We start from the raw sequence: 8,504 nt of genomic DNA, 5'->3' as shown, positions 1-8,504 counted from the left end.
CCTCGTCGGTCACACTGGGCGACCCAGCTGAACGGTTAAAGGTGAGGGGCTACGGACGAGCCCGCCGCAGGCGGGCATCCGCCGGTCGCACCTAGTGCGCCGGCGTCCGCGGACCGGAACACACCACACCGACCGGTGCCCACGACGCGCGCGGACACCGGCCGGCGGCGGTGGGTCAGATCCAGAGCAGGGCGGGCACTTCGGTCCAGGCGGGGCCGGGGTGGTCGTTGGTGAGGTAGATGCGGTCGCGGGCCCAGGTGGTGTGCCGTCCGCTGGTGGCGGTGGCGCCTTCGGCGGTGAGCCACGGTAGTGGGGAGCGCCGGATTCCGTGGTCGTCGCTGCCGAGGTGGTTTTTGTCGAGGTACTGGCGCTTATCGGCGTTGCAGAGGTAGCGGTGGCGGGTGAGTGCTGGCGCTTCGGCGTTGGGCTCGACTGGTTCCTCGGGGTCGATGAGCCCGGCGAAGCGCACGAAGTGGTGGGGTTCGATGCGCCAGTAGAGGCCGGGCTGGTCGTCGTCGGTGGTGTCCTCATCGCCGGCCCAGACCAGGCGGGCACCGCCGTCGAGGGTGAGCAGTGTTTCCACGGCGGTCATGAGGGCGGAGTCGGCGCGGGTGTGGGTGGACAGTTTCAGTCCGGTGCCGTAGTCGGCGGGGTTGAGGGCTCGCAGGGGTCGGCCGCTCGGGTCGACGATGACGGGGTTGAAGTACTGGCCCATGGACATGTCCTTTCAGGATGGGTGATCAGGTGGTGGGGGAGGGATCGGGCCCCGAGGTGCGGGGCCCGATCGGGTGGTCAGTGGCGGTCGATCGCTGCGGTGAGTTCGTCGGTGGGCACGGGGTTCCAGCCGACTGAGGCGACGGCCCAGGCGGTTTCGCCGATGACTACGACGTCGCCGACGGACAGGCTGCGGTGTCCGGCGTGGCGCCATCCGGTGGCCCAGGTGGTGGTGGGTTCGCAGTTGAGCTCGTCGAAGATGTGCTCGAGTGCAGCGTTGATGGCGGTCTGCTGTGGGCGGGTGTCGGTGGGGATGGCCAGGTTGAAGGTGGCCGCAGCGCGCAGGCGGGCTGGTGAGGCGCGGTTGAAGCCCAGGAAGCTGGCTTCGGCGTCGTTGAGGTAGACGGTGGTGGTGATCGTGGGTGCGGTGGTTGTGGTCATGGGTGTTCTCCGTTTCTTGTGGTGAGTGGCGCGCCGGTCAGCGCTGGGGTGCGGTCAAATGGGGTGAGGGTGGGCGGTCAACCCCGAAGAGGCGGCGGCGGACGGAGCAGGGTTTTCGGCCCGCGGCAGCCGGCGCGCAGCGCCCTGGCGAGCTGGCGTTGGGCCGAAACGGTCACTCGGCCTGCGTAGTTCGGCGTCGGTGTGGGTTGACCGGTCGGGCCCCCGGCCGATTAGGCTGCCGCCCCCTGCTGACGGATTAGAGGTGAGGGGCTACGGACACGCCCGCCGCAGGCGGGCATCCGGCGGTCGCACCTAGTGCGCCGGCGCTCGCGAATCGGAAGACACCACACCCGACCGGTGCCCGCGACGCGCGCGGACACCGGCCGGCGGCGGTGGGTATTGCCGGGGCGGTTAGGGCTCGGTGGGCGCAGGCCCGGCCAGGGCGGCGAGGTCAAATTCGAGGTCGCGGTCTCCGACGGTGACCACGATGCGTGCGTTGGCGCCGGCGGCGGCGACGTAGCTCGACAGGGTGGACAGCAGAAGGTCGTGTTGGCGTTCGACTTTCGACACCGCGGCTTGTCCGACTCCCAGGCGTCGGGCGAGTTCAACCTGGGTGAGGTCGGCGGCGTGTCGGATGAGGGCCAGGTTCATGGCGTAGGCGCGATCGTCGTCGCGCATCTGCTGGCGGATCTGGGTGACGCGCTCGGCGCGCTCGGGATCGGCGAGCAGCTTGGTCAGGCGAGCGCCGCCGCGGTCTTCAACGGTCATGATGGGGTGTCCTTTCTGAGTTTCCAGGTTTCGATCGCGGCGTCGGCGCGGGTGCCGACGCTGTTGTAGAAGGCGTTTCCGATGCGGGCTTTGTCGCCGGCGAACAGGGCGATGACGGCGTGCTCGTGGTCGGGGAACCAGACGATGAGCCGGACGGCGATGTCCGGGTCGTAGGGATGGGAGAGCCGCCATACGGGATAGGTCTTGGATTGGCGGACGCGGCGCAGGTGGGCGGTGTCGTCTTGGGGTGGCTCGGTCAGCTCTTGTAGGTGCTGTAGTTGCGCGGTGATGTAGTCCAGTCGCCGGGCGCTGATGGGGTCGTGCTCGGCGTGATCTTCGAGCCGGTCGAGCCAGGTGTTGAACTCGTCGGACCAGTCGATCAACATACGCTAATATTACTCTGAGGGAATACGCCTCGCAAGGCATATCCGGTGTGCGGGACGGGGCTCATGGATGGTCCTCCTAGTGTGAGATGTGTTGGTGCCGTGCCGATGTCGTGCGGGTGCGGCTGCTGCGGGAAGGACGGGCAGGGGCCGGGCCCGCCGAGTGGTGGCGGGCCCGGCCCCGGGGCAGCTGCTAGGTGCGTTCGTCCTCGATGACGCGGTGAGCGATGTGGTAGGCGGCGCGGGTGTTGCGCAGGCTGTCGGCGAGGAACGAGGCGATGTCGTCGCCCTGGATGTTCTCGGCGAACTCGGTGTCGTAGACGTGCTTGCTGGTCAAGGTGGTCAGCGCCTGCTGCGCGCGGGTGAGAGCGTTGATGGCGTCGACCAGGCTGCCGTCGAGGGCGAGGCGGCCCCGGTCGATCTCGATGGCCCAGTCGGCCTGCCAGTCGGTGTCGTTGGTGTTGGTCATGGTGGGTCCTTCCAGTGGTGAGTGGGTGAATGAGGGCCAGGCCCGCCTGGTGGTGGCGGGCCCGGCCGGGGATCGGTTATGCGGCAGCGGGTTCGGTGGTGAGCACGTCGTCGATGGCCTCGTGGAGGTCGTCGTAGGCCAGGGCCAGTGGTGCGTTGTCGATGGTGAGGGTCCACATCGGCTCGTCGCCGATTCCGGCGGTCAGGGTGTAGGTGTGGGCGCCTGCGGCGCGGTAGGACCAGGTGCCGGGTACGGCGTGGAAGGTCAAATCGCCGGCCCGCACTTTCTGGATGCGGGTCTCGGGGGTGGTGTCGAGGTCGGGTGCGGTGGCCTCGATGGCGGCCAGCAGCCCGTAGTCGTCGGTGGCGAGCAGGACGAGGTGGTGTCCCTGTTCGGGGCTGTACTCGTGGACGGTGGTCAGCTGGATCGGTCCGTGGTTGTGGAGCAGGTTGCGGGTGATGCCGTACTGCTGCTGTTGGATGCGGTCGGCGGCTTCGGCGAGAAGGTCGAAGGCGAGTTCGAATGCGTGGTCCATGTTGTTCTCCCGTTTCTCGTGGTGAGTGGTGCGCCGGTCAGCGCTGGGGAGCGGTCAATCGGTTGAGGGTGGGCGGTCAACCCCGAAGAGGCGACGCCGGACGGAGCAGGGTTTTCGGCCCGCGAGCGGCAGCGAGCTTGATAGGGCCGAAAAGGTCACTCGGCCTGCGTAGTTCGGCGTCGGTGTGGGTTGACCGGTCGGGCCCCCGGCCGATTAGGCTGCGACCCCTGCTGACGGCTTTAAGGTGAGGGGCTACGGACGCGCCCGCCGTAGGCGGGCATCCGGCGCCCTCCCGGGGCGCCGGCACTGTGGGGCACGGCAATGGCGGGGCCGGCCGCCCTAGTGGTGAGGGTGACCGGCCCTGCCGATGGTGCCGCGGGTTAGATCAGGCTGATGATGCCGGCGCCGACGGTGTTGGCCTGTTCGGTGCGTGCGGCCACGTCGTGGGCGATGTCGGCGTGTGCTTGCTCGACCATGTGGGCCAGGGTCGGGCTTGAACGGCAAGCGGCCGAAGTTGCGCAGGATTCTGTCGGACCCGTCTGCTTCGGTGGTGGTCGTGAAGCATCAGGATCGGTTGGCGCGCTTCGGGGTGGAGCACCTCGAAGCCGCGTTGTCCGCCCAGAGCCGCAGGATCATCGTTGCCGACCAGGGCGAGACTGTCGATGATCTGGTGCGCGACATGATCGAGGTGCTGACCTCGATGTGTGCGCGCCTGTACGGCCGCCGCGGTGCACGTAACCGTGCGATGCGGGCAGTGACCGCCACCAAACAGGCCGAGGTGGTTGCCGGTGGCTAGGTTCGAGATCCCCGAGGGTTGGACGGCGCAGGCCTATCGGTTCGCGTTGGATCCGACACCAACACAGCTGCGAGGGTTGGCCTCTCATGCCGGGGCGGCACGGTTCACGCACAATCACATGCTGGCGTTGGTGAAAGCCGTGATGGACCAGCGGGCCGCCGAACGCAGCTACGGTGTGCCCGATTCGGAGTTGACCCCGGCGGTGGGGTGGTCGTTGCCGGCGCTGCGCAAGGCCTGGAATCAGCGCAAGGCCTGGTGTGCGCCGTGGTGGGCCGAGAACTCGAAAGAAGCCTACAACACCGGCCTCGACGGGTTGGCCCGCGGGTTGGATGCCTGGTCGGCCTCACGGCGCGGCCAGCGCGCCGGCCGCGCCCTTGGGTTCCCGCGGTTCAAGACCTCCCGAACACCGCGATCGGTGCGGTTCACCACCGGGACGATCAGGTGCGAGGCTGATCGCCGCCACATCAGCCTGCCGCGGCTCGGTGCCGTCCGCACCCATGAGTCGACTCGCAAGTTGGCCCGCCGGATCGAGGCCGGCACAGCGCGAATCCTGTCGGCCACCGTGCGCCAAGACTCTGCCGGGCGCTGGCACTGCGCCCTGCAGGTGATTGTGGAGGCTAAGACGCGGCCGGCGCATGCACGGCGATCGGCCCATCCGGTGGTTGGTGTCGATGTCGGGGTGAAAGCCGATAGCCTGCTGGTCATCGCCACGCCCGACGGTGTTGAAGTCGAGCGTGTCACTGCGCCGAAGTCGCTGAGCGCCGCGCAATCTCGGTTGCGGGCGCTGCAGCGCCGAGCGGCCCGCCAGCACGGCCGGTATGACCCGCAGACCCGGACCCGCCAGCAGCCCTCGAAGCGGTGGCGCCGCACCCAGGACCGGATCGGCCGCACCCACACCCACGTCGCGGCGGTGCGCCGTGACGTGCTGCACAAGGCCACCACCGCACTGGCCCAGCAGCACGATGTGGTGGTGGTCGAAACCTTGAATGCCGCGGGGATGTGCGCCAAGGGGGGCGCCCGCAAGCGGGGTCTGAATCGCGCCTTGGCTGATGCTGCTCTGGCCGAGATCAGGCGCATGCTCGGTTACAAAACTCGTTGGTACGGCTCCCATTTCGTGGAGGCCGACCGATTCTTTCCGTCGTCGAAGTTGTGCACGGCTTGTGGGAGGCGAAAGCCAAACCTCACTCTGGCCGATCGAGTCTTCGAGTGTGACGGCTGCGGTATGCGGATCGATCGTGATCTGGGTGCTGCGATCAATCTCGCCCGACTCGGCGTACCACCAATAGTGGGTGAACAGAGTCCCGCCGGGAGTGGCTCGGCGGCAGGACGCGGAGCCATGCTTGAGACCGACCCCGCACCAGCGGGCGACGCAGCCGGCGATGAAACGTCAACCCCGCACCACCACAAGGTGGATCAGACGGGGACCGCCTCACCGCAAGGCGAGGCTGCCTAATGAACAAGCGAACTCACATTCGCTCACCAAAGGGCAACGGTGGGTCAACCCCGCAGAGGCCGCGCTGCGACGGAGCAGGGTTTTCGGCCCGCGCGAGCTGGCGCGCAGCGCCTTGGCGAGCTGGCGTTGGGCCGAACTGGTCACTTGGCCTGTGTAGTTCGGTGCGGGTGTGGGTTGAGCCAGCTCGGGGTCCTGCGGTCAGGGTGGGCGCCTGCTGACAGGCAGAAAGGTGAGAGACAACGGGGGTGGGGTGTCCGCCAGGCGCGGCCCCGCAGGGGCGCCGCCGGCGGGGAGGACCGGAGCAAAAAAGGGGGGCCCGGCCACCCTCGGGATGGGTGACCGGGCCCGGTGTTGGGTTTAGTCCCAGCTGGCGACGATGGTGTCGATCGCCTCGGGAATTGACGAGTGGGGGATCGCTTCGGATAGGCGGTCGAGCTCGTCGGCGGTGAGGGGTCTCCCGGCCCAGCTGCTGGCTTGGTCGGCGGTCATCGGTTCGGCGGGTGTGTCGAGGGCGGCGGCGAGCATCGCGAGCAGCTCGGCGCCGGTAGGCAACGGCAGAGCCTCGGCGTAGTCGCGCCGCCGCCGGCATTCCTCGGGCTGGCTGCAGGCGCACTCGTCGTTGGTGGCGCTCAAATCGTCGTAGGTGCTGTCGAGTGGGTGGCCGTCGACACTGGGGCCGTCGACGATCCATCGGGTTCCGTCGTCGGAGAGCCGTAGGTGCACCGCCACGGTCTGTTCGATGAAATGTGTTGCTGGCGGGTTGATCTGGTTGTAGTAGTGGGCGTTTCCGTCGCGTCGCAGCGGTGTCGCCTCGGGTGCGGAGTTGTTGGCGGGCTCGGTCATGGTGGTGTCCTTTCGGTGGTGTGGGATGGGGGATGGCCGGCGGCCGCGGTGGGTTCGCGGCCGCCGGTTCGGTGCGGGTGTTAGGCGCTGCGGGTGCGGCGTCGCCGTTGCGGTGCGGGTTCGAGGAACTCGGCGATGTGGGTGGTGGCGGAGTCGATGCCGGCGAAGCGGGGGTGCTCGGTGTCGAGGTCGTCGGTGCGTAGCTGCCACAGGGGTGCGCCGTCGAGGCGGTATTCGGGGCGCAGCTGGTAGATGTGGCGGCCGACGGCGGCGTAGCTCCACGGGTCAACAATGTTGATCGGTTCGTCGGTGACCACGGGTGCGGTGTGGGTCCAGAGCAGGCCGCCGCCGCGGAAGTGGCGGGTACGGGCGGAGATGGAGCGCCCCAGGTCGGGGTGGGCGGCGCTGGATTCGGCGCTGGCCTGCAGGACGCCGTGGGCGTCTCGGGCCCAGACTTGGGCGGTGGTGCCCCAGGTGTGGTTGCGGCGGTGTGCGGTGATGGTCAGCCCTTCGGGGATGCCGTCGGGGTGCAGTTCCTCGTGGCCGGGCTCGACGAAGTAGAGCAGGTCGGTGGCGATGGCGGCGAGGCGTTCGCCCAGCCGGTAGGTGTGGCGGCCGCCGGCGAGAAGGTCGGTGTGGGTGGTGGTCATGGGTGTTCTCCGTTCGTGTGTTGGGTGCGCCGGTTAGCGCTGGGGTTGCGGGGGACCGGCGGGGTGGCGCGCGCCACCCCGAAGAGGCCGTGCCGAACGGAGCAGGGTTTTCGGCCCGCGAGCGGCAGCGAGCTTGATTGGGCCGAAAAGGTCACTCGGCCTGCGCAGTTCGGCGCGGGTGTGGGTTGCGCGTGACGGGGCCTCGTCGGTCACACTGGGCGACCCAGCTGAACGGTTAAAGGTGAGGGGCTACGGACACGCCCGCCGCAGGCGGGCATCCGCCGGTCGCACCTAGTGCGCCGGCGCCCACGAACCGGAACACACTACATCGGCGTGGTGTCAGCTGTTTACGGTGTGAAGGGGTCGGGGCTGCGGTGGTGAATGCAGTCGAGGAGCTCGGCGGTGCCGGCGTGGTCGGGTCGGCCGTGGTGGTCGTCGCCGGTCTGGATGATGGCGGTGATGTCGGCCCCGAGGTGCAGTGTGTAGCGCGGCCATTCGTCGTCTCCGGCGCGGGCGATCAGGGCCGCGGTGGCGGTCGTGAGCAGCGTGCGGGCGTGGGCGGGGTTGTCGCCGAGCCCGATGATGGTCTGCTCGTCGCGGTGGCTGCTGCGGGTCACCGCCCAGGTGGTGGTCATGGGTCTGATGATCGCCGCTGCTGGGCGGTGGTGGGCGGGGCCGCACTCCCGGTTGTGGATAAGTGCGGCCCCGTTGTGCATCACCGGGTCGGGCGGTAGCTGTCGGCGGTGGGGTCGAAGCGGTGTTGGTCTCCGTCGAGGCAGACGGCGGCGGCGGTTTTGTGGGCGAGCTGGAGGACCTCGACTGCGCTGCGGTAGGCGGCGAGGTCGACGATCTGGAAGGTCACGGGCCGCATGTAGACCTCGGCCCAGCGAATGGTGCGTCGCTTGTCGGGGGTGAGTGCTTCACGGCGGGTGACGGCGTAGGGCGGGCGTCGGGTCCAGTCGACGCCGATGGCGGGCCCGTCGTAGGGCTGCTGGTCGCGGGGGGCGAGATTGTCGGGGAGCCCGGCGAGGGCCTGGCGGGCGGCCCCGAAGCCTTCCAGCACACCCTGGGCCGCTTGGGTGTTGAAGAAGGTGAACAGGATGCGTCCCCAGGTGAGGGTGACGCGCGCGGTGTCGGTGTGGGCGTGGTGGACGCTGATGTCGGGCTGTTGGGCGCCGCGCAGTCGCACGTAGGCCTGCGAGATCGCGCCGGCGGGGATGCCGATGTGGGACTCGGGGATGGCGATCTTGGTCATGGTGTTCTCCGTTCGTGTACGGGATGTGCTGCGCCGGTTAGCGCTGGGGTTGCGGGGGACCGGCGGGGTGGCGCGCGCCACCCCGAAGAGGCCGCGACGAACGGAGCAGGGTTTTCGGCCCGCGAGCGGCAGCGAGCTTGATTGGGCCGAAAAGGTCACTCGGCCTGCGCAGTTCGGCGCGGGTGTGGGTTGCGCGT

General features: G+C 68.9%; 11 protein-coding genes and 2 pseudogenes. 3 read left to right on the top strand and 10 right to left on the bottom strand.

Annotated elements, in window-relative coordinates; translation table 11 throughout:
- Positions 1 to 175 precede the first annotated feature (175 nt).
- The 6 genes from ACAG24_RS29275 to ACAG24_RS29250 form a co-directional block, all read right to left on the bottom strand.
- A complete protein-coding gene (locus ACAG24_RS29275; protein ID WP_370475517.1) occupies positions 176 to 721 on the bottom strand; it encodes a hypothetical protein in 546 nt (181 codons plus the stop codon).
- Positions 722 to 792: 71 nt separating this feature from the next.
- Entirely contained in the window at positions 793 to 1,155 is a 363-nt protein-coding gene (locus ACAG24_RS29270; RefSeq protein WP_370475518.1) for a hypothetical protein, read from the bottom strand.
- A gap of 411 nt (positions 1,156 to 1,566) precedes the next feature.
- On the bottom strand, positions 1,567 to 1,923 hold the full coding sequence (locus ACAG24_RS29265; RefSeq protein ID WP_370475519.1) for a type II toxin-antitoxin system RelB family anti-toxin: 357 nt from the start codon (positions 1,921 to 1,923) through the stop codon (positions 1,567 to 1,569).
- Positions 1,920 to 2,309, bottom strand: a complete 390-nt coding sequence (locus tag ACAG24_RS29260; RefSeq protein WP_370475520.1) for a hypothetical protein — start codon at positions 2,307 to 2,309, stop codon at positions 1,920 to 1,922. Before ACAG24_RS29260 ends, ACAG24_RS29265 begins: the two co-directional genes overlap by 4 nt.
- A gap of 190 nt (positions 2,310 to 2,499) precedes the next feature.
- Positions 2,500 to 2,775: a hypothetical protein gene (locus ACAG24_RS29255; protein ID WP_370475521.1), complete on the bottom strand. Its 276-nt coding sequence runs from the start codon at positions 2,773 to 2,775 to the stop codon at positions 2,500 to 2,502.
- Positions 2,776 to 2,851: 76 nt separating this feature from the next.
- The gene (locus tag ACAG24_RS29250) at positions 2,852 to 3,310 is read right to left on the bottom strand and encodes a hypothetical protein (protein WP_370475522.1); all 459 of its coding nucleotides are present in this window, start codon (positions 3,308 to 3,310) and stop codon (positions 2,852 to 2,854) included.
- A 475-nt stretch (positions 3,311 to 3,785) separates the two neighbouring features.
- Here ACAG24_RS29250 and ACAG24_RS29245 point away from each other — a divergent pair.
- Positions 3,786 to 4,106: pseudogene (locus ACAG24_RS29245) on the top strand (recombinase family protein); the annotation flags it as partial.
- Entirely contained in the window at positions 4,099 to 5,559 is a 1,461-nt protein-coding gene (tnpB, locus tag ACAG24_RS29240) for an IS607 family element RNA-guided endonuclease TnpB (RefSeq protein WP_370475523.1), read from the top strand. The pseudogene ACAG24_RS29245 and the gene tnpB, both read left to right, overlap by 8 nt.
- Before the next feature lie 357 nt (positions 5,560 to 5,916).
- Here tnpB and ACAG24_RS29235 read toward each other — a convergent pair whose 3' ends face one another.
- The 4 genes from ACAG24_RS29235 to ACAG24_RS29220 all read right to left on the bottom strand — a co-directional run bounded on the left by ACAG24_RS29235 (position 5,917) and on the right by ACAG24_RS29220 (position 8,307).
- Complete coding sequence (locus ACAG24_RS29235) at positions 5,917 to 6,402, bottom strand: hypothetical protein (RefSeq protein ID WP_370475524.1); 486 nt, start codon at positions 6,400 to 6,402, stop codon at positions 5,917 to 5,919.
- A gap of 80 nt (positions 6,403 to 6,482) precedes the next feature.
- The gene (locus ACAG24_RS29230; RefSeq protein ID WP_370475525.1) at positions 6,483 to 7,052 is read right to left on the bottom strand and encodes a hypothetical protein; all 570 of its coding nucleotides are present in this window, start codon (positions 7,050 to 7,052) and stop codon (positions 6,483 to 6,485) included.
- Between the two features lie 347 nt (positions 7,053 to 7,399).
- A complete protein-coding gene (locus ACAG24_RS29225) occupies positions 7,400 to 7,687 on the bottom strand; it encodes a hypothetical protein (RefSeq protein ID WP_370475526.1) in 288 nt (95 codons plus the stop codon).
- 80 nt (positions 7,688 to 7,767) lie between these two features.
- Positions 7,768 to 8,307 (bottom strand): hypothetical protein, encoded by a 540-nt coding sequence (locus ACAG24_RS29220; protein ID WP_370475527.1) that lies wholly within the window; start codon positions 8,305 to 8,307, stop codon positions 7,768 to 7,770.
- On the opposite strand from ACAG24_RS29220, the pseudogene ACAG24_RS29215 reads away from it, so the two are divergent.
- Positions 8,291 to 8,504, top strand: a pseudogene (locus tag ACAG24_RS29215) (hypothetical protein); the annotation flags it as partial. The gene ACAG24_RS29220 and the pseudogene ACAG24_RS29215 overlap by 17 nt on opposite strands.

The organism is Mycobacterium bulgaricum (assembly GCF_041287165.2).
GTDB lineage: Bacteria > Actinomycetota > Actinomycetes > Mycobacteriales > Mycobacteriaceae > Mycobacterium > Mycobacterium bulgaricum.
Note: the sequence above shows the minus strand (reverse complement) of the source record. Positions and strands in the feature narration are given on the sequence as shown.

Excerpts from the sequence above, each read along its gene's own strand:
- ACAG24_RS29230 (WP_370475525.1), bottom strand. The coding sequence starts at position 7,052 with ATGACCACCACCCACACCGACCTTCTCGCCGGCGGCCGCCACACCTAC.
- ACAG24_RS29235 (WP_370475524.1), bottom strand. The coding sequence starts at position 6,402 with ATGACCGAGCCCGCCAACAACTCCGCACCCGAGGCGACACCGCTGCGA.
- ACAG24_RS29270 (WP_370475518.1), bottom strand. The coding sequence starts at position 1,155 with ATGACCACAACCACCGCACCCACGATCACCACCACCGTCTACCTCAAC.
- ACAG24_RS29255 (WP_370475521.1), bottom strand. The coding sequence starts at position 2,775 with ATGACCAACACCAACGACACCGACTGGCAGGCCGACTGGGCCATCGAG.
- ACAG24_RS29225 (WP_370475526.1), bottom strand. The coding sequence starts at position 7,687 with ATGACCACCACCTGGGCGGTGACCCGCAGCAGCCACCGCGACGAGCAG.
- ACAG24_RS29260 (WP_370475520.1), bottom strand. The coding sequence starts at position 2,309 with ATGTTGATCGACTGGTCCGACGAGTTCAACACCTGGCTCGACCGGCTC.
- ACAG24_RS29250 (WP_370475522.1), bottom strand. The coding sequence starts at position 3,310 with ATGGACCACGCATTCGAACTCGCCTTCGACCTTCTCGCCGAAGCCGCC.
- ACAG24_RS29265 (WP_370475519.1), bottom strand. The coding sequence starts at position 1,923 with ATGACCGTTGAAGACCGCGGCGGCGCTCGCCTGACCAAGCTGCTCGCC.
- ACAG24_RS29220 (WP_370475527.1), bottom strand. The coding sequence starts at position 8,307 with ATGACCAAGATCGCCATCCCCGAGTCCCACATCGGCATCCCCGCCGGC.
- ACAG24_RS29275 (WP_370475517.1), bottom strand. The coding sequence starts at position 721 with ATGTCCATGGGCCAGTACTTCAACCCCGTCATCGTCGACCCGAGCGGC.